Origin of the sequence: Chitinophaga sp. sic0106 (genome assembly GCF_019219075.1) — a bacterium.
GTDB lineage: Bacteria > Bacteroidota > Bacteroidia > Chitinophagales > Chitinophagaceae > Chitinophaga.
This window is the reverse complement of record NZ_JAHUWJ010000002.1, coordinates 281,250-302,264: the sequence shown is the minus strand read 5'-3', so window position 1 is coordinate 302,264 and position 21,015 is coordinate 281,250. Positions and strand designations below refer to the sequence as shown.

Genomic DNA, 21,015 nt, shown 5'->3' with positions numbered 1-21,015 from the left:
TTCTCTTCCAATCTTTTCCGGATTTCGAAAATGACTTTGTAATCCCACCCCTACATTTGCACCCGGAAACAATACTTATATTCTTTACTGGCATGCGCTACCCGCACACTGCTGCGGGATTTTTTTGCCCATACACGAATGAACTGATCTACAAAAGAATAAATGATGTACCTGAAAAAACTATTGCTATTAAGCCTGCTATTATCCCTGACCTTTACCATGTTTGCACAGTCAGGCAATGACGCTACCATCAAAGGTATGCTCAAAAACGAACAAGGTGAGAGCCTCGCCGGCGCTTCCATCTCCCTGCCTGATCATACTAATAAAACAGTATCCGATCACCGCGGACAATTCCAGTTAAAAGGCATACGCCCCGGAAAAAGAGTACTGATTATTTCATTGATTGGTTATAAAAAATATCAGCTGGAGGTTAATGCTATTGCTGGCGAAACCGCCACCGTAAATGTGAGTATGCAAGCTGACATGAAACACATGGAAGCCGTGTCTGTTATTGGCCGCACGCCTTTGCAGAATGTACAGCGGCAAGCATACAACCTCACCGCCATCGATGCCAAGAAACTGCATAACACCACGCTCGATCTGGCACACGCGCTGGACCGCGTTTCGGGTATCCGTGTACGGGAGGACGGCGGCCTGGGCTCCCGCATGAACTTTTCACTAAACGGCTTCTCCGGCCGCCAGGTAAAAATGTTCCTCGATGGTATTCCTATGGAAAACTTTGGCTCCTCCTTTCAGCTTAATAACATCCCCATCAACCTCGCTGACAGAGTAGAAGTATATAAAGGTGTAGTGCCGGTATGGCTCGGTGCGGATGCACTGGGAGGTGCGGTAAACATCGTTACCAGCAATGTTAAACAAAGCTACCTGGACGCCTCCTACAGCTTTGGCTCCTTTAATACCCACCGCTCCGCTGTAAACGCAGCCTATGTGGCAAATTCCGGATTCACAGCACAACTGAACGTTTTCCAGAACTACTCCGACAACGACTATAAAGTACGCGTACAGGCTACCAACCTGGAAACAAAACAATATTATCCAGCCACCTGGGTAAGGAGATTTAATGACACCTATCACAACGAAACACTGATTGCTAACGTAGGTGTGGTAGGAAAAAAATATGCAGACAAACTCCTCGTAGGCATCACGCTCGGCCAAAATTACGCCGAACTGCAAACAGGCGCCCGCATGAAAACCGTATATGGTGAACTGCACCGCCGCGGAAATATTGTAATGCCTACTTTAAAATACCAGGTAAAAGACCTGTTTGTAAAAGGCCTGAACCTTAGCGTGAACGGCAACTACAACCTCGGTACCGAGCAGGTAATTGATACCGTTAGTCGCCTCTACAACTGGTTTGGCCAATGGGAAGCCAATACCAAAGGCGCAGAACGCGAGCGCTCTTTATATAAGTTCAAAAATAACAATGGTATAGGCACCGCCAACCTGAACTACCGCCTCAACGAACACCATCTCTTCTCCGTCAACAATGTATACACCACCTTCAACCGAAAGGGCAGTGATGAGCTGTTTCCGGAGAATGCCAAATATGAGCAGCCGCAAAAATCTTTCAAAAATGTATTAGGCCTGAGCTATCAGTACGACTACAACGAAAAATGGACCACCTCCCTGTTTGCCAAAAACTACAACCAGGTAAATAAATATGCGGAAAGCTACAATCCTACCGGCGGCTGGGGCGATGTGGCCTACCGGGAGCTGTCCAACAAAATGAACAACTGGGGCTATGGCGCTGCCACTGCTTACTTCCTCCTCCCTACCCTCCAGGTAAAAGCTTCTTACGAAAAAAGCTACCGCCTGCCGGAAGGTGAAGAACTGTTTGGCGATATGCAACTGCTGGAAGGAAACGTAACGCTCCGTCCGGAAAGCAGCAACAACTATAATGTTGGCGCCAGCTGGCAAACAAAGCTGAACGATGATCACCGATTCAGCGTGGATGCCAACTTCCTGTACCGCAATGCCACAGATTTCATCCGCCCTACCCTGAACCGCAACCAGATCAAGCAAAGCAACGAAAACCTGGGCGGCATCACCAACATGGGTGTGGACGGGGAAATCCGCTATAGCTTCAAAAGAATTTTCACCGCAGGAGTTAACATGACTTATCAGAACCTCCGTAACAATACCAAATTCGAGTCTGAGCAGAAAACAGTAAGTCCTACTTACCGCGACCGCATCCCTAACATCCCTTATATGTTTGGTAATGCCGACGCTTCCCTGTTTTTCAAAAACGTGCTGAAAAAAGGTAACCACCTCACCGTAGGATACAACTTCCAGTATGTACATGAATTTTTCCTCAGCTGGCCAGGACAGGGTACCGCCGGTGAAAAGCTCACTATCCCACGCCAGTTTTGTCAGGATGTAAATGTGGTGTATGCCCTCGCAGATGGCCGCTACAACGTAGCCGTGGAATGCAAAAACCTGGTCAACAACCGCAACTACGACAACTTCAGCTTACAGAAGCCTGGACGTGCCTTCAACGTAAAACTCAGGTACTTCATCAGCAAAAAATAACTACTAAAATATTTAATACGCCGTAATGAAAAATTTGAACAGGATATTAACGCTTGCATGTGGCATGGCCATGTTAGGTGTAGGATGTGATAAAGATGATATAGATGCTATTTATGATTTCGGAGACAGGGAAACATCCGGCAAGTATAAATATGTGATTACCGCCACTCCCGCAGGCACTACCGGTATTGCGGACTACCTGCTGAGCACTGATCAGCTGGATAATGGCGCCATTACCACTGCCGGCAACGGTATTGAGCAGGATGGTTCCTATCGTTATTATATGACTCACAAAGGCAGGTTCTTCAGCTTGTTGTATGGCCAGGGCAATCCCGGTGCGGTTACCACCTACCGGTTTGATTCCGCCGGGTCCAAGCTGCTGAAAACATCTGAGTTCCAGACAGAAACCGTACAGGCCTTCACTAAAGTGAATGATGAGTTACTGCTGATAAAAATCCCAAGGAGCGGTGTGGAAACCGCCTCTTTCTATCGTATAGATGCTTTGAAGTCGCAGCAGATCGGCAGTGCCGCCATCAACATCGTACAGCTGGCGGCCAACGGCGAGCGTGCGCACTTCACCTGGGCTACACAGGTAGGCGATAAAGTATTTGCGCCATACATGAGCATCAAAGGCTGCTGTAATGACGCCTTTGGTACAGTGTACCCCGACAGTACCTGGGTGGCAGTACTCTCCTACCCCGACCTGAAAGTGGAAAAAGTAATCCGCGACAACCGCACCAGCTACATTGGTAATTATTTCAACGATGGCTTAGGCGTTACAGAAAACGGTGACATCTATGGTTTCTCTTCTGCCATCGCTACCAATACCAGCAAGGTGATATCTACCAAACCATCCGCAGTGGTACGTATCCTTAAAGGCACTACGGAGTTTGATAAAAGCTATTTCTTTGATGTGGAAGAAGCCTCCGGCGGACATAAAATTTCAGCACAAACCTACCTCGGCAACAACAAATTTCTGCTGATGATGTATGGTGATAAACATGCCAACACCGGCAACCGTAAAATGGCACTGGTGGATGTGGCAGAAAAATCCTTCGGTTGGATCAAAGGCGGCCCTGAAGATATCCAAAGCTCCTCTGCGCCTTACAATAACAACACCGGCTCCGGTGATGGTGAGCTGGGCTACATTGGTATTAACACTGCTACCGGCAGCTGGATATATAAAATTGATATTAAAACGGCAACGGCTACACGCGGATTAGAAGTACAGGGTGGAAAAATTACTGCGATTACTAAAGTAGAATACTAATGCAAACAAACAAGAAAGCAACGACCGGGAAAAAACCAGGTTCCCGGTCGCTTTTCTATAGGATATCTGCCTGGTTACATCTTTGGCTGGGACTCGTTTCCGGCATTGTTGTTATTATCGTATGCCTTACAGGTTGCATCTGGGTATTCAATGAGGAGATTACCAGTTTACTGGAACCAGAAACTAAGATTGCACACCAGGACAAGCCGGTACTCAAACCATCGGCGCTGATGGCGATTGCCGCAAAGGAGCTGCCCGGGCAGTCGGTAGGATATATGTTTTATAAAGATGGTAAAACTGCAGAGCTCAATGTGGGCGCTCGTCGTGGCGGGTCTACCCTTAAAATAAATCCTTACACAGGTGAAGTGGTAAGTAAGGTAACGCGCAAGCCGGGAGAAGTAAACTTTTTCAGGTGGGTACTCAACGGGCACCGTTTTCTATGGATGCCGTTTAAGATTGGGCGCCCTATTGTGAACTATAGCACACTCATTTGTGTGATCACGTTGCTGACCGGCCTGGTGCTGTGGTGGCCTAAAAAGTGGAATAAGAGCACGCGGCAGCAGAACTTTACCATTAAGTGGGGGGCGAGCACTAAACGTATCAACTACGATCTTCACAACGTATTTGGATTTTATGCTTTGCTGATTTTGTTTGCTATTGGCTGCACCGGGATGGTGTACGGCCTGGAATGGTGGAGCAAGGGTACCTACTGGGTTACCACCGGTGGCCGCTCCATCCCTTCCTACAAGGAAGCGGTATCTGACTCACTGCAGGCGGGCAAACTGCAACTCACCATGGGCCAACGTATTGATGCGGTATGGGAAGCCACGGCTGCCAAACATCCGGCGTCTAAAGGGTTTTACATAGGCCTGCCGGATCAAGGAAAAGCTGGTTCCAGCATTATGGTAATTGCTTATCCTAGCAAAGGAACATTTTATGACCTGCAGCGTTATTCGTATGACCAGCATACACTGGCGCAGATCAAAGGTGATCCTGAAAGTGCGATGTCATACGCGGAGGCCGACTTTGGCGGCAAGCTGCGGCGCATGAACTATGATATCCATGTGGGCAGTATTCTTGGTTTGCCGGGAAAAGTGCTGGCATTCTTTGCCAGTTTAATTGGTGCTACCTTGCCGGTTACCGGGTTTATTATCTGGTGGGGTAAGGGTAAGAAGAAGAAAAAAGCGCCGGTCAAGAAAGCGGTCGTTGCCGTATGATTTGTGTAGAGACGGGCTGCGCCCGTCTCATCGCGGAGATCAATTCGAGGAGCCGGGCGCAGCCCGGCTCTACATAACTGACAAAGAATTATTTCAACAACCCTACTACCACAGGTTCCAACGCTTTGGCCCACATCCGGTATCCTTTTCCGGTGAGATGTATCCCATCTTTTGCATATGCGGTCGCATCCAGGTTACCTTTTTCGTCTGTAAATGTTCCCGTTAGCGGCAGGTACGTGTATCCGTTATGGTTAGTATCTGCCAGGATACGTTGTATACCGTCGTATTTAATCCTGCGGGGATCTTCCGTTGTAAAGCCCGTGGGCAGTAAGCCAGAGAGTACCAGTTTGGTGGCCGGTATATTTTTCCTCACCCACTTTACCAGGTCCAGGATGCCGGCAGCAATTTCTGCTGCGCTGTCGTTATCGCCAAAGTTATTAACCCCAATGGTCACCACCATTACTTTGGGTTCTGCTGCCGCATAGGTACCGTTCTGAAAGCGCCAGAGCAGGTTTTGTACGCGGTCGCCGGAGATGCCGGCACATTCCCAGTTCCATTTACCGAAGGTGGAATCGAAAGCATTGTATCCTGCTTTGCTGGTGGTTTTGGTACGATGTCCACCGGTGCCTTGTGTGATGGAGTTACCGGCAAACACGATATCGAGGCTACCTTTTTGCGCCAGGAGCAGGCTATCAATATCTGCATGTTGCTCCCACCAGCCGCAGTCTTTTTTCCAGCCGGCGGCAGAGCGGTATTCCGCAGCGGGTATAGGTTTACGGGCAAAGTTTATTTTATGGCCGGTGGCTGCGAGCATAAATTCAACGATTGGTCGCGGGTTGGCAAGGCTATGCGGGTGATGCCCTATTCCTGGTTTATGTATGACGGTGATATTGCCGCCGGCGGCTTTTACCTGTTGCTCAAACGGCGTGGTGTGTTCACTTACCAGCACCAGGCTGTCTGCATCGCCTACCACGTGCAGCATGGGAAAACCCAGTTTTGCTATGGCAGCGGCATTGTTGAGCGGGGAGTGATTATACTGCACCGCTTGTGCTTCGGTAAGGTGGTATTGTTGTTTAAAGATCTCCCAGTTTTCTTTACTGCCAGGGCCTGCGCCGTTATGTCCGGGCCAGCGGGTGATGTCCAGTACGGGCGCGTCCGCGTAAATGGCAGCTACTTTGCCGGGGTTGGCAAGGGCCCAGTTATAAATGTACATCCCACCGCGACTCATCCCCTCCAATATTACTTTTTTAGCCAGGCCGCTGCTGGTCAGCAGTTGATAGAATTTATTCCACAGGCTAATACAGGCAGGGCTGCCAAACATTTCAGCTACATCGCAGTATACGATGTGGTAGCCTCTTTCCAGCATCGCGATGTCTGTTTGTGGCTCGTGGCCCCAGAAACGTGCCCGCCATATCCATGGTTTGTCCTTAGCTGCCAGCCGGGGTTTCACCACTTTACAGTTACGACCGTTAAGGGTAAAATCAGCGCAGGCATAGCCATAGAAGGAGCTGGTTGCCACCGGCATTTTCAGGCGGGTAAAAATATCATAGTTTTTATCCGGGGAGATACTAACGGCCTCGTATAAACGCCGTGCGATTAGTGCAGCGCCTATGGAGGAAGGATGAATCTGATCCGGTAATAAATCTTTTTGCCCCGCGAAGGATGGGTACAGGTCAATGATTTCCACGCCCGTTTCATAGGCCACCTGGCGGATCATGGGTTGTATATCTCTCCTTATAATACTATCACTGATACTGGCAGTATCAGTCAGGTAGGCTGGCACCGGCATTAATAATATAATACGGGGAGATGTAGTAGCATGCTGGCTACGGAGCCGCGCAATCAATTGTTTGTAGTCGTTTACAAACTCATTAAAGTAAGGCCGGTTCACGGCTTTGCTATCGTTGGTACCAAATTCAAGAAAGATGATATCACTCTTTGTTTGCAGTGCTTTTTGATACACCTGCTGCTGATCGTAGGGCAGATTACCATGGTGCAATAGGGTGGCGCCACTGGCACCGTAGTTGTTAACCTGGTAGTCGTTGCCCAGGAGGTATTGCAATTGCCTTGGAAAGTTATTTTGTTCCCGGTTGTACATACCGGCCCCATACGTGATACTGGTGCCTAAGCACGACACTACTATCTTACCGGCAAAGGAAAAAATTGGCAACAACAGCATGCAGACCATCATGGCCGCATGTAAGCGCTTGTTTTTACAATACATGGAATTTACTTATACTATTGAGAATAGTCAAAAGTAGGTATCTCCGGATCATGTGAGTTAAACAATAATGATATTTAGTGACACTATCTTAGCAAAATAGTATCTTCAGCAAAAACCTGAACATGAAAAAAGGGATGCTGTTAGTTGCCCTGCTGCTGGGTGCTATCATTACCCAGGCGCAGTCAGTACTGGTAAAATTTACCACCAACCAAGGCAATTTCACCGTTATGCTGTACGACGATACACCGAAGTACCGGGATATGTTCCTTGCTGAAATCAGGAAGGGCACTTACACCAATGCCCTGTTTAACCGGGTGATCAAGGACTTTGTGATCCAGGGCGGCGTGCTGGACGATACTACCCTGCTGTATGAAAAGCAGCATCCTGAACTGGGGGCACCCCGCTTTCCTGCGGAGATCAAGTCCAACCGCTATCACAAACGCGGCACCCTGGGTGCTGGCCGCGACGATAACCCTGAAAAGGCGGCGTACTTCAACCAGATATATTTTGTAACCGGTAAAAAATATACCCCAGCCCAACTGGCAGAACTGGAAAAGAAAAAAGGGGTGGTGATCCCGGAGGAGCATAAAAAAGTATATGAGTCCATAGGTGGTATACCGCGACTGGATGGCGATTACACCGTATTCGGTGAAATTACCAAAGGCTATGAGGTGGTTGAAAAAATCAGTGGGCAGCCTACCGATAAAAATGATGTACCTGTCACCCCGGTAATCTTTTCTGTGACTGTTTTGAAGAAGAAATAGTCGTTTCAATCGTTTTCATTGCCACTCATCCAATAAAATTGTCCGTCGGGATGGATTTTCTTACTTTGATTCAAATATCCCGTTATGATCCGGAAGAGAGAAGGCTTCCAGGGGCAGCGAGCAATTGTGCTTCCACGCAGTCTTTTAGCCACGCAGTGTACAATGAATCCGGCGCTTGCGCCTTTATATATTACCGACATTGGTTTCTACGACAAAGCTAAGTTCCATTATAAGAAACGTCCGCAAGGGGCTGATCAGCATATCTTAATTTATTGCAAGGAGGGCGCCGGTCAGATCATCGTTGGCGGCCATGCCCATCCTATGCAGGCGGGCAATTGTTTTTTGCTGCCGCGGAACGTGCCGCATGAGTATAATGCCGACGCCAGAGATCCATGGACCATCTACTGGGCACATTTCACCGGCACCAGCAGCGACGGGCTGCTGGAGGCTGCCATGAAGGAGTGGCAGGGGTACAAAACTTTTCTGCGCTGGTCCGACCAGCGGATAGAGCTGTTTGACAAAAGCTACCGGCAGCTGGAGAAAGGCTACAGAACAGAGAACCTGTTGTATGCCAACATGCATTTCTGGACTTTCCTGGCCAACTGCATTTATTCAGAAGCTGAGCTGACCGTGGCTCCCAGCCATAATGCCACCGACCTGGCCATTTCATTTATGCGGAAAAATCTGCATAAAATGCTGACGCTGCAACAGATGGCAAATGCTGCAAACCTCTCGCAGTCGCACTTCAGCTCCTTATTTAAGGCCCATACCGGCTTTTCTCCTATTGAGTATTTTAACCAGCTGAAAGTCCAGGATGCTTGCCAGTACCTGCTTTTCACTACTTTAAGGATTAAGGAGATAGCAGCGCGGCTGGGCATGGAGGACCCGTACTATTTTTCCAGGCTTTTCACAAAAGTGATGAGCGTGTCGCCCAACCAGTACAGGGAAAGGAATACCTGAATCATAAAATAATCCATCATTTCCGACAGATCATCTAGTAATCATCAGGCAGGTCCTTCTTAATTTTAGGTTACGTCAATCATTAGTCTAATGCGTTATTCCACTACGCGTCGGATACTTACAGTGAACATATGCATTGCCCTGGTTGCGGGCGGTATAATGGCTGCATGTAACTCCACGCGAAAACCGGACTTCAGTACAGAAGTCAAACCTATTTTAAACAAGCATTGCATCAGCTGCCACGGCGGTGTAAAGCAAAGTGGCGGATTCAGTGTACTGTTCCGCGAAGAGGCCCTTGGTGTCACTAAATCGGGCAAGCCCGCTATTATTCCCGGTGATCCTGATCACAGCGAATTTATCCGCCGGCTCACCTGTAAGGACCCGAAAGAACGGATGCCACAGAAAGGAGATCCCCTCAGCAAAGAAGAAATCGATATCCTGACCGCCTGGGTAAAATCCGGCGCGGAATGGGGCGAGCACTGGGCTTACGTATCACCCAAAGCACCCACGGTACCTGATCAGGACCATGCCATCGATTATTTCGTCAACGAAAAACTCGAAGCCGAAGGCCTTAAAGCCGCCGGCGCTGCCGATAAAATGACGTTGCTGCGCCGCGTGAGCATGGACCTCACCGGACTACCACCCACACCGGAAATGGCTAAGCAATTTGCAGCAGATAACAGCGACAAAGCCTATGAAAAGTTGGTGGATAAACTGCTGCAATCACCGCAGTACGGCGAACGCTGGGCCAGCATGTGGCTGGACCTCGCCCGCTACTCCGATTCCAAAGGCTACGAACGTGATAACGGCAGGAATATCTGGCGCTACCGCGACTGGGTAATCGACGCATTTAACCGCGACCTGCCTTACGACAGCTTCGCCATCGAACAGCTCGCCGGCGACCTGCTGCCCAACCCTTCCAAAGACCAACTCATCGCTACGGCCTTCAACCGTAACACCATGAGCAACGATGAAGGCGGCACCCAGGACGAAGAGTTCCGCACCGCCGCCGTAATGGACCGCATCAGCACCACCATGGACGTGTTCCAAGGGGTTACCATCGCATGCGTACAATGCCATAGCCACCCTTATGATCCGTTCCGCTTTGAAGATTATTATAAACTGCTCGCCTTCGTCAATAATACCCGCGATGAAGATACCCACATGGAACATCCTAAACTTCGTTTGTACGACAGCGTTAGTAACGAACAGGTAAAGGCCATTACCAGCTGGGTGAGCAACAACGGCAACACCATACAACAACAGGATGTAAAGGAATTCATGACCGTGCTGGAACCTAAACGCCATGCACACGACTGCGACCAATACATCAACGGCGCCCTCGCAGATACCAAATACCTCGGCATCAGAAGCGGCGGTAGCTGCCGCCTCCCGAAGCAGGACCTCACCGGCAAATCGCGCTTCCTCATGAACTACTGGACCGGCACGCCCGGTGGTGTTATGGAAATACGCCTGGACAGCCTCAACGGTATAACATTGCTGACGCAGCCGCTGGCCGTCACCAAAGGCCGCCTCGCCATCAACATTCCAATGCCTGCCACCTCAGGCATCCATGACCTGTACTTTATATTCCGCAATCCGGCCTTACAAAAAGAGTCCTCCGTATGCGCAGTGGAATGGTTCGCCTTCCGCGAAGAGCTGCCAGGGAAAGGTGCGCCGGGATATGACCAGATAGCCGCTAAATTTATGGAAGTAGTGAACATGCAGCCGGAAGAAGTACCTGTGATGGTAGAGAACCCGGTATCTATGTACCGCCCCACGCATATATTTGAAAGAGGCAACTGGATGGTTACAGGCGCAGAAGTAAAACCCGATGTCCCTCATTCACTCAATCCATTCCCGGCCAACGCCCCGCGCAACCGCCTCGGATTTGCGCAGTGGCTTACCTCCGATCAAAACCCGCTCACCGCAAGGGTAATGGTTAACCGCCTGTGGGAGCAACTATTTGGCATCGGCATCGTGGAAACGCTGGAGGACTTCGGCACCCAGGGCTTCACGCCTTCGCATCCGAAGCTGCTGGACTACCTCGCCTATAATTTCATGCACCGCTACAAATGGCACCTGAAGCCATTACTGAGAGAAATGGTGCTCTCTGCTGCTTACCAACGTTCATCTGTCAATACACCTGAGCTACAGGAAAAAGACCCCGCTAACCGCTACCTGGCCAGAGGACCGCATTTCAGGCTCACTTCCGAAGCGGTACGCGACCAGGCGCTCAGCGTCAGCGGATTACTAAACCTGAACCAGCACGGGCCCAGCATCATGCCTTACCAGCCGGATAACATCTGGCAGTCGGTATGGAGCGGTGAATACTGGAAAAAGGCGGACGACGGCAATCAATACCGCCGTGCGGTATACGTTTACCAGAAACGCACCAGCCCTTACCCTTCCATGATCACCTTCGACGGCAGCAGCCGCGAAGTATGCCTGCAACGCCGGATACGCACCAACACACCACTACAGGCACTGGTAACACTCAATGACCCGGTGTATGTAGAAACAGCGGTAGCACTGGCTAAACAAATGCAAACACAGTCCAAAGATCCGGCTGCGAGTATCCGTTGGGGTTATGAACGCGCTATGTTCAAACCTATTACCGATACTAAGCTGAAAGTCCTGCTTACACTATACAACAAAGCATTAACCACTTACCAGAAAGATCCTGCGGCTGCCTGCAAGCTGCTGCAGTGCAGCAGCAACACGCCAGAGGCGCCGTCTGCCGCAGCGCTGACCGTAGTAGCCAACGCGCTGATGAACCTGGATGAATTCATGACCAAATCTTAAAATCATTCGTATGTCCAGATACAAAAAACTGATAGACGAAGCTAATAAAGAGCACCTGCGCTCCCTCACCCGCCGCCACTTTTTAATGGACTGTGTAACCGGCATCGGGGCGGCAGCCCTGGGCTCCTTCCTCGCCGGATGCGGTGGCAGCAGTGCCATCCCCAGCGCAGTAGCGGCTGATCCCATGGCGCCCAAGGTGCCGCATTTTCCCGGCAAGGCAAAGAGCGTGATATACCTGCACATGGCCGGCGCACCATCACAATTAGAGCTGTTCGATTATAAACCTGCCCTGCAGAAATTACATAACCAGCTATGCCCGCCATCATTGCTGGAAGGAAAGAAGTTCGCCTTTATCCGCGGCGTCCCTAAAATGCTGGGGCCACAGGCGGTGTTTAGTCAGCACGGTAATTCCGGCGCCTGGATCTCCGATCACCTGCCGCACTTCAGCACCATGGCTGATGACGTGAGCTTCCTCAAAGCAGTACAAACAGACCAGTTTAACCACGGCCCCGCACAGCTGCTGATGCAAACCGGCAGTGCGCGGCTCGGCAGACCCAGCACCGGCTCCTGGGTAACCTATGGCTTAGGTACAGAAAACAGTAATCTGCCGGGATTTGTAGTGCTCACCTCCGGCGGTAAAACACCGGATGCCGGAAAAAGCATCTGGGGCAGCGGCTTCCTGCCTTCCGTATACCAGGGCGTACAATGCCGCACCAAAGGCGACCCGGTGCTGTTCCTCTCCGATCCGGAAGGGATGGACCGCGATATGCGCAAAGCCTCTATTGATGCCATCAACCGCATTAACGAAGAAGAATACACGGCGTACGGCGACCCGGAAACACTGGCCCGTATTTCACAGTACGAGCTGGCGTATAAAATGCAGATAGCCGTTCCCGATGTGATGAACATACAGAACGAACCCGATTATATCCACGAAATGTACGGCACACAGCCAGGGAAAGAATCCTTTGCCAACAACTGCCTGCTGGCACGCAAGCTCGTGGAAAAAGGCGTACGCTTTGTACAGCTGTACGACTGGGGCTGGGATAGTCATGGCACAGATGAAAACCTGGCTATCGACTATGGCTTCCGTAATAAGTGCCGCGAAATCGACCGCCCAGTTACTGCACTGCTTCAGGATCTGAAGCAACGCGGCCTGCTGGACGAAACGCTGGTAATCTGGGGTGGTGAGTTTGGTCGCACCCCTATGCAGGAAAACCGCGATGGTAAAGACATGCCTTTCCTTGGCCGCGATCACCACGTAGAAGCCTTTACCATCTGGATGGCAGGGGCAGGCATTAAAAAAGGATTTACCTGGGGAGAAACAGATGAAATAGGCTATGCCGCCGTAAAAGGCAAAGTGGCCATCAATGATATACACGCAACCATCTTACAGCAGCTGGGTTTTGATCACGAAAAACTCACCTACCAGTTCCAGGGAAGGCCGTTCCGCCTCACCGACACCGGAGGGAAAGTAATCACACCGATACTGGCTTAAAATATTCCATAACCGCATGAACAACGACAGAAGAAATTTCCTGAAACAATCATCGATACTGGGCGGTGCGCTATTGCTGCCATCCCTCCCATCACTGGCTACTACCAACACCAGCATTAAACCAGGCTTTAAGCTCACCATTATGGCTACCGACTGGGGTTTCACCGGTGGCATCACCGCCTTTTGCGCTGCCGCCAAACAGGCAGGATACGATGGCATAGAGGTATGGTGGTCAGGTAACCCTGACGTACAAACGGAGTTATTCAAAGCACTGAAAGATAATGACCTCGCCGTAGGCTACCTCGCCGCCGGCAGCAACAGCAACTTCGACAAACACTTTTCAGAGTTTGAAACCAACCTGCAACGCGCTACTGCAAAGGCAGCTGTAAAGCCATTATATGTGAATTGCCACAGCGGCAGGGATTATTTCACCTTCGAACAAAACTGCCGCCTCATTGATATGACCACCCGCATTTCCAGAGCGAGTGGCATACCGGTATACCACGAAACACACCGCAGCAGGATGCTGTTTGCCGCACATATTGCGAAACAGTTCATTGACGCCAAACCTGATCTCCGCTTAACACTGGATATTTCCCATTGGTGCAATGTGCACGAATCGCTCTTGCAGGATCAGCCGGAAGCGGTAGCAGCGGCACTTTCCCGCGCCAGCCATTTTCATGCGCGCGTAGGCCACCAGGAAGGACCGCAGGTAAGCGATCCGCGTGCCCCTGAGTGGGAAGCGGCTGTAAAGCAGCACTTCAGCTGGTGGGATCAGATTGTACAACGCCACCAGGCCGAAGGCAAACCGCTCACCGTGCTTACAGAGTTCGGTCCGCCTAACTATATGCCTACCCTGCCTTACACCCGGCAGCCGCTGGCCAATCAGTGGGACATCAACGTATATATGATGCAGCAACTGCGTGCGCGTTACGCCGCTGCCAAATGATCTGAATTACTCAACTATTTTGTGCATGATTCTTTTAGAAAGTACAGGCAGCTGGGCTAGTCTCACAGGGCGTATGCACCCGCTGCTGGTACACTTACCAATAGGCATTCTGATACTGGCGCTCCTGTTTGTGCTGATCAGCAAATTACCCAGGTGGCAGTCACTGCGCGCTGCCATTCCGTTCACCTTGTTCCTCGCCTTTGCTGCAGCGGCTTTCAGCTGTATCACCGGTTACTTACTATCGCAGGACGGTGGTTATGAGGAACGTACATTAGACACACATTTCTATCTCGGTATAGCCGTTGCCGTTATCAGCGGCATCTGGTGGGTGGCATACCGCCTGCTGAAAAAAAGCCCAAAGATAGAATTGGTGCTGGCGCTGGTAATGCTGGCGCTCATCAGTATCACCGGGCATTATGGTGGTACGCTCACGCATGGCGACAACTACCTGGAAGCGGCCATGCCGGCGGCGCTCAGCGGGTTCTCGAAAAAAGCGGTAGCCGCAGGCACCAGTAATTACAAAGACATAGGGGATGCATTGTTGTATGAAGACCTCGTGCAACCTGTGCTCAACAATCGCTGCATCAGCTGCCATAGTCAGCAAAAGCTGAAAGGCGGCCTGCAACTGGAAACATTGGCATTGATGCGTAAAGGTGGTGAAAATGGGCCCGTGCTGAAAGACAGTATGCCGGAGGAAAGCGAACTATACAAACGTATTATACTCCCTGAAAATGATGAACACCGCATGCCACCGAAAGGGAAACCTTCGCTGTCGCCAGCGGAAACAGAATTGTTACATTGGTGGATTGCCTGCGGCGGCCCTGCCGGTAAAAAGGTAAAAGACCTGCCAAAAAATCCCCGGATCAGCGCTGTGCTGGCAGCTATGCAGCCATCCAAACCGGTGGACCAGCTGGTCACCGTGCCTGAAAAAACAGTAGGCGCAGCACCGGAAGCTGCTATTGCAGCGTTGACCTCCAAGGGTCTGAAAGTATTGCCGGTAGCGGAAAACAGCAACTACCTGTCTGTCACAGCTTTTACTGCGCAAACATTTAACGATCAGGATGCAGCGCTGCTGCTGCCTTTGAAGGAACAGCTGATATGGCTGGATTTATCCGGCACCGCAGTAACCGATCAGGTGTTTGGCATCATCGGCCAGCTGAAAAAGCTCACGAAGTTAACGCTGAAAGGCACCGCCATCAAAGGCAAGGAGCTGAAATCGCTCAACCAGTGCGCTGGCCTCATGTACCTTAACCTGGTACAAACGGCTGCCGGAGCGGCAGATATCATCTCCCTAAAAAATAATAAACAACTGGAACAGCTGTATGTAGGCCAAACAGGAATACCTGCAAAAGACTTACAGGAGTTGCAAAAACAGTTAGAGCTGGTAAAAATTGATACCGGCGGATACAGGCTGGCCCAACTGCCTGGCGATACGGTGGAGTATCATAAAGTAGCAAATAATTAATATGCACAGGCTTCACCAGGTTAAATACAACCTGGTGAAGCCTGTGTTCCTATAAGTCAAATGTTCCGATCATCAGGTAATGATCACTTGGAAAACCCGATGGCCAGGTACTGATAATGCTTGTACCGGTATTCTTCACCCCATTCCCCTTGTAATACATCTGGTCAATTCTTACACCTTCCCGATGACTATACCCCGGGTATGTCTTTACATCCGGAAACAGACTTCTGTAGGCATCCGTAAAGCCACTGGACAGCATTTTGCGGGAGGCTCGCGTATCATCTGCGTCACTGTCGGTATGGGGAATGTTATTGAAGTCGCCGGCAAAAATAGTGGGAATGCTATCTGATTGCGCAAAACGCTGCGCATGAAAATCATAGACCTCCTGAAATTGATTCATACCATACCAGTTAGACATCACATATACCTGCTGCCCTTTACTAATGTCGATTTTGGCACCTACGTTCATAAACGGTGCACCTTTGGGAACATATATTTCTTCGATCGGATAACGGCTGAGCACTGAAATATTAGCACCCTGGTTCAGGTAATCCCAATCTACCGTGGTGGCATAATAGTAGCCTAGTTCAGCAGCAATAAAATCGCCCGAAGAGTAAGTTTCCTGCATCATGATGACATCCGCATCTTTTGCACGTAAGATTTCTGCAATGCGTACCCGGGAATCAAAACCATCTTTAGCAGGGGTAAAATGTTTGCCACCATGCCAGATATTCCAGTCGGCTGCAATGAGCTGCGTTTTATTCTTAGGTAAACTTTTAATGGTGGACGGGAAATATTTGGTGTAGGCAGCATTAATTTCTTCCGGTGTCAAAGCCCGGTCGTATACCATTAACTTATCCAGTGCAAAATCCGGGCGGGAGAGTTTTTCTGCTGCCAGGTAAGTATCGGCGACTTCTTCCCTGACAAAAACTTTACCGTTGGAAATGCCATAGAGTTTCAGCAGGGGGGCCAGTTCCATGAACTCGCTGATTTGGTGTACCGTATATGGATTTTTGCCCAGGGCTGCCCTGATTTTTTGGATGCCGCTCAGGTCGGGTTTAACTAAGCGGTTGCTGTCAGCGCCCATTTGTTTTTTTAACAGGGCAGATTTTTGAGACACTAACGCTGACGGGTCAACGATCAGCATCTCAAGGTCGTCATTGGTAAGAGGAGGCAACCGGAAGCTATTAAAGCTATCCAATAGTTCCTGCAGTTTTATGGCTCCCTTTTCTATTTCCGGCCTTGAATTAACCTGCTGCTGCACCCATCCCGCACGGAGATCAGCTTTGCTGGCGAAATTAAAGCCAACAGCATCTGCAACATTAAACAGTACTTTATTATCTCCATCAAAAAATAGCCGGATGGTTGATTGCACATGATTATAGGTCATAGTAAGCTGATGCCATTTCCCATCGTTGAGTGGCATGATATGGCCGTTACTTCTTTCATGCGTGATACGGCGGTTACCACTACCCATGTTCCAGGCCCAGGTACCACCGTATTGATAAAACACCCATCCTGCCAGCTTCTGGGAAGCCAGACTGTTGTCAGGAAAATCCTTCTGCGATAATAGCACTGCTGTTTTATTGGCATCCATAGTAGATTTCACCCAAAACTGTATGGTGAAATCCTGATCAGGCCGGAATGGCAGCTTTTCGGCCGGAAAGGACAGTAACGTATTGTTACTGATCTGCAGCGCTTTTCCGCTCAGGCCTTTCGTGTAGGCAGGCTGTGAAATAGTTGCGGGAGCTATATCCTTGTTTGTGTCGAACTGCAGCGACAAGGGTTGCGATTGCCCTGAAGCAGCGCTGGCAGCTGCCATCAATGATAAAGCCAGTACAAATTTGTTTTTCATGTAGAGGTAGTTATTCCGCTGTTTTAGCAGAGATTTCAATTGTTCACTGTATGTAAAATAGGAAATTACTGCCAAATCGTGTAGCCAATGAGGGAAATAATCCCTCTCTGGCTACTCACGCGCTATATCACATACCTGGCATAAAAAAACCGTGACACATCATTGTGTCACGGTTCGTAAAGGAATGGTTGGTTGGTATAATTATTTCACGAATTTCTCCAGTGCCTTCTCCAGTTCTTCCCCTCTGAGGTTCATGGCTATTATTTTCCCGTTAGGATCAATCAGGTAATTAGTAGGAATGCCGTTTACCATATACATCTTAGGAATGCTGCCATTGAAGCCCTGCAATTCGGCAATATGGTGCCAGATTAATCCGTCATCGTTGATAGCTTTCAACCAGGCTGCCTTACCATCGGGCCGGTCGAGTGACACGGCGAGTATATCAAAATTCTTATCCTTAAAACGGTTATATGCCTTTAGCACCGTTGGATTTTCGTGACGGCATGGTCCGCACCAGCTGGCCCAGAAATCAAGCAGTACATACTTGCCTTTAAAGCTCGCGAGGGATAGTTGTTTCCCGTCTTTATCAGGCGCAGCAAAGCCAGGTGCGGGCTGACCAACATTAATACGTGCAGAGCTTTCTATTACGGCGGTAATTTGTTGACCCAATTGTGATTTTTTCAGTGCAGGTGTAAACGTGTTGAAATCAGCTTTTGCCTGCCCTATATCTTTCGCCCTGTTTCCTATCATCCTGCTAAACGTAAACAAACTTACGTAGTACTCCGGATGTGCTTTAATGTAGGCACGCTTAATACTATCCTGCACACCTATTGCAGCCATTATCCGCTTGCTGTTGGCAACTACTGCGGCAGTGTCTTTGGCGGTCAATCCACGATTTACTTTCCTGAGTTCATCCAACAATTTTTCAGAAGGTGCCAGGATGGCCAGCAATTCATCCTGTTGTTTCGTATAGGCGGAACCGGTAACCACCGCTCCTTCCATACTATTTTTATCACTTTTCATTTCCGGTTGAGTAATCACTGTTACGTCCCCGGGTTTTACGAAAATACGACGATAGCCAGGTAACACATTTTGACCAGGTTTGCGCAACACAGCTGAAATCATCCCGGAAAAAGGCTGATGCGTGGTATCTTTCAGCTCAAATTTCCCATTTTTAATAACCGCAGAATCCAGTAACGATGAGCGTAAGTTGCCATCATCCCTGATTAGGTAGATAGTAACGCCGTTAAGTGCAGCCGGAGCGGTACCTTTAATAATACCAGGCTGTTGCTGTGCGTGTGCAGGCAGGATATTGGCAGCTGCCAGCAGGGCGGATGCGGCCCACCGGATAGATTTATTTTTTATCATCAGTCAGGTTTAAAAGGTATTTTTTTTGAAAAAGGTTCATTACCTCATTGTAATGGGAAAGTTTTTCAGATATCACACCGTGCCTGTTGCCAGGGTACACCATCAGCTCAAAGTGTTGGTTATTATCACGTTCCAGTTTATCTACCAGTGAGAGGGTATTATTAATATGAACGTTATCATCTTTTACTCCATGCATCAGCAATAGTCTACCCTTCAGTTTATGCGTATACGTTAGTACGGATGATTTTTCGTAACCTTCCGGATTATCAGCAGGCGTATCCATGTAACGCTCGGTGTAATGGCTGTCGTACATACGCCAATCCACCACACTGCCGCCGGCAATGCCGTATTTGAAATAATCCGCACCGTAGGTAAGCGCATAGCAGGTCATATAACCACCGAAGCTATATCCACTGATACAAACTTTTTCGGTATCCACAGGTACATTGGCAATAAGCCATTTTAGACCATGTATATAGTCTTGCAAGGCCTGGTAACCCAGGTTACGGTACATATAATTTTGTCCTGCTTTACCAAACTCCCCGCAGCCCCGGTGATCAATACTGGCATGAATTATTTCTTCCCCACTGGTAAACTTTGGGTTTACAAATCTGTCGTATACATTGGAGGAGCCGGGCCCTCCATATATTACAAGTATCAATGGATACTTTTTACCGGGGGTAAAATTCCGGGGCAATGAATAATTGATAGGCAGTTCGAATTTACCATCTTCACTTTTCACGTACACGGTACGTCGTCTTGCCGCTACTTCCTCATTGAAAGCCGGTCCTTTACTATCTGCCAGTTCCTTTACTATTTTACCAGTAGTAGTAACAAGGGCAAGTCGGTCAGGAGTGGCGGTATTGCTGTATTTGGTGGTAAAATATTTTGCATCCGGCGAAAATTTCACCTCATGGTTATATGGCCCAAAAGTGAGGCGCTGGAAATTTTTACCATTGAAATCCACCCGGTACAAGTCCTGCCGGTTTAATCCGTCTTTATTACAGCTGAGGTAGATAACTTTCTTTTGCTCATCAATGTACTGGATATCGTTAACTTCAAAGTTGCCGCTGGTGAGCTGGTTTTTCAAGGTACCATCTGCATTGTGCAGGTACAGGTGCCGGTGTCCTGACTTATCAGAAACAAAAATAAATTGCTTCCCACCGTTTACAAACGTGATGCGATCTTCTTCATCCAAACTAATCCAGGTAGGTTGTGTTTCATCATAGAGCAGTACTTTGCTGCCATTAGATGGGTTTACGGCCTGCAGCTGGTAATGATTCTGATCGCGATTCACCCACTGCACCAGCAGGGATTTATTATCCGGGCTCCATACCGGCGTACCGAAGTATTGATCCACGGCAGGGTTAAAATCTGCCCAGGTAGTATTACCGCCGGTAGCTGATATGATGCCAATTTTTACAGATGGATTGGCATCCCCAGGCTGCGGGTAACGTTGCTTTTCCACATAACCATGGTAGCCTGTTCCAGCATCAGTTATAGTGTATTCAGGTACTTTACTGTCGTCAGTCTGAAAATAGGCGATGGACTTGCTATCGGGGCTCCACCAGAATGCCTGGCCTTCGTACTGGCGGCCTAGTATTTCTTCCATGTACACCCAGGAAGACATACCGTTCATGAGTGTGGCGGTCCCATCGAAGGTAAGCCTGGTTTCCTTACCGGTTGAAAGTTCCAGGGTATATAGGTCGTGCTGCCGGGTAAAAGCGATGCGGCTGCTGTCTGGTGAAAACACCGGCGTTGCCTCCGGAATGCTGTCATGTGTTAACTGTTTCCTGTTATTACCGTGTTGCAGGAAGATGTCATTGTCGCGCACCACGAGTTTTTTCTGTACCGGTTTAGGCCTAGGACGGTAGGTGGAATCAATAGTTTCCTTTCCCGTTGCAGCATCTACTTTCAAATAGGTGGTACGGTATTTTTCATTTGTCTGGGAGAGAATGAAATGCTGGTTATCGGTCCATTCTACCAGTGTCGGCAGCGGTCGTACATAATCGTGATCTCTCTGCTGTGCCATGGTGCTGACGGAAATCAACATCCCTGCGGCCATGAAGCCGTTCCTGAGTATTTGCATC

13 protein-coding genes are annotated in these 21,015 nt (G+C 49.2%); 9 read left to right on the top strand and 4 right to left on the bottom strand.

The window, feature by feature from the left end; genetic code table 11:
- The first annotated feature begins 162 nt into the window (after positions 1 to 162).
- Genes KW844_RS03955 through KW844_RS03945 form a run of 3 tightly spaced genes read left to right on the top strand, consistent with a single transcriptional unit; the run spans position 163 to position 5,037 of the window.
- A complete protein-coding gene (locus KW844_RS03955; RefSeq protein ID WP_218375415.1) occupies positions 163 to 2,550 on the top strand; it encodes a TonB-dependent receptor in 2,388 nt (795 codons plus the stop codon).
- 25 nt (positions 2,551 to 2,575) lie between these two features.
- Positions 2,576 to 3,820: a DUF4374 domain-containing protein gene (locus KW844_RS03950; RefSeq protein ID WP_218375414.1), complete on the top strand. Its 1,245-nt coding sequence runs from the start codon at positions 2,576 to 2,578 to the stop codon at positions 3,818 to 3,820.
- On the top strand, positions 3,820 to 5,037 hold the full coding sequence (locus KW844_RS03945; protein WP_218375413.1) for a PepSY domain-containing protein: 1,218 nt from the start codon (positions 3,820 to 3,822) through the stop codon (positions 5,035 to 5,037). The genes KW844_RS03950 and KW844_RS03945 overlap by 1 nt, the downstream gene beginning before the upstream one ends.
- A gap of 88 nt (positions 5,038 to 5,125) precedes the next feature.
- On the opposite strand, the gene KW844_RS03940 is transcribed toward KW844_RS03945, so the two are convergent.
- On the bottom strand, positions 5,126 to 7,261 hold the full coding sequence (locus tag KW844_RS03940) for a GDSL-type esterase/lipase family protein (RefSeq protein WP_218375412.1): 2,136 nt from the start codon (positions 7,259 to 7,261) through the stop codon (positions 5,126 to 5,128).
- Positions 7,262 to 7,383: 122 nt separating this feature from the next.
- Here KW844_RS03940 and KW844_RS03935 point away from each other — a divergent pair, with 122 nt between their 5' ends.
- From KW844_RS03935 to KW844_RS03910, 6 genes are all read left to right on the top strand, one after another.
- Positions 7,384 to 8,025, top strand: a complete 642-nt coding sequence (locus KW844_RS03935; protein ID WP_218375411.1) for a peptidylprolyl isomerase — start codon at positions 7,384 to 7,386, stop codon at positions 8,023 to 8,025.
- An 84-nt stretch (positions 8,026 to 8,109) separates the two neighbouring features.
- On the top strand, positions 8,110 to 8,985 hold the full coding sequence (locus tag KW844_RS03930) for an AraC family transcriptional regulator (protein ID WP_218375410.1): 876 nt from the start codon (positions 8,110 to 8,112) through the stop codon (positions 8,983 to 8,985).
- Positions 8,986 to 9,075: 90 nt separating this feature from the next.
- Positions 9,076 to 11,790 carry a DUF1553 domain-containing protein gene (locus tag KW844_RS03925; protein WP_218375409.1) on the top strand — a complete coding sequence of 905 codons (2,715 nt, stop codon included), beginning with the start codon at positions 9,076 to 9,078 and terminating at the stop codon, positions 11,788 to 11,790.
- Positions 11,791 to 11,800: 10 nt separating this feature from the next.
- Entirely contained in the window at positions 11,801 to 13,288 is a 1,488-nt protein-coding gene (locus KW844_RS03920) for a DUF1501 domain-containing protein (protein WP_218375408.1), read from the top strand.
- 16 nt (positions 13,289 to 13,304) lie between these two features.
- Positions 13,305 to 14,237 carry a sugar phosphate isomerase/epimerase gene (locus KW844_RS03915; RefSeq protein ID WP_218375407.1) on the top strand — a complete coding sequence of 311 codons (933 nt, stop codon included), beginning with the start codon at positions 13,305 to 13,307 and terminating at the stop codon, positions 14,235 to 14,237.
- A 25-nt stretch (positions 14,238 to 14,262) separates the two neighbouring features.
- A complete protein-coding gene (locus tag KW844_RS03910) occupies positions 14,263 to 15,702 on the top strand; it encodes a DUF2231 domain-containing protein (RefSeq protein WP_218375406.1) in 1,440 nt (479 codons plus the stop codon).
- Positions 15,703 to 15,751: 49 nt separating this feature from the next.
- Here the strand turns inward: KW844_RS03910 and KW844_RS03905 are convergent, their stop codons facing one another.
- The 3 genes from KW844_RS03905 to KW844_RS03895 form a co-directional block, all read right to left on the bottom strand.
- Positions 15,752 to 17,557, bottom strand: coding sequence for an endonuclease/exonuclease/phosphatase family protein (locus KW844_RS03905; RefSeq protein WP_218375405.1), 1,806 nt, complete (start codon positions 17,555 to 17,557; stop codon positions 15,752 to 15,754).
- Between the two features lie 201 nt (positions 17,558 to 17,758).
- Complete coding sequence (locus tag KW844_RS03900) at positions 17,759 to 18,925, bottom strand: TlpA disulfide reductase family protein (RefSeq protein WP_218375404.1); 1,167 nt, start codon at positions 18,923 to 18,925, stop codon at positions 17,759 to 17,761.
- Entirely contained in the window at positions 18,912 to 21,014 is a 2,103-nt protein-coding gene (locus KW844_RS03895; protein WP_218375403.1) for a S9 family peptidase, read from the bottom strand. Before KW844_RS03895 ends, KW844_RS03900 begins: the two co-directional genes overlap by 14 nt.
- Position 21,015 lies beyond the last annotated feature (1 nt).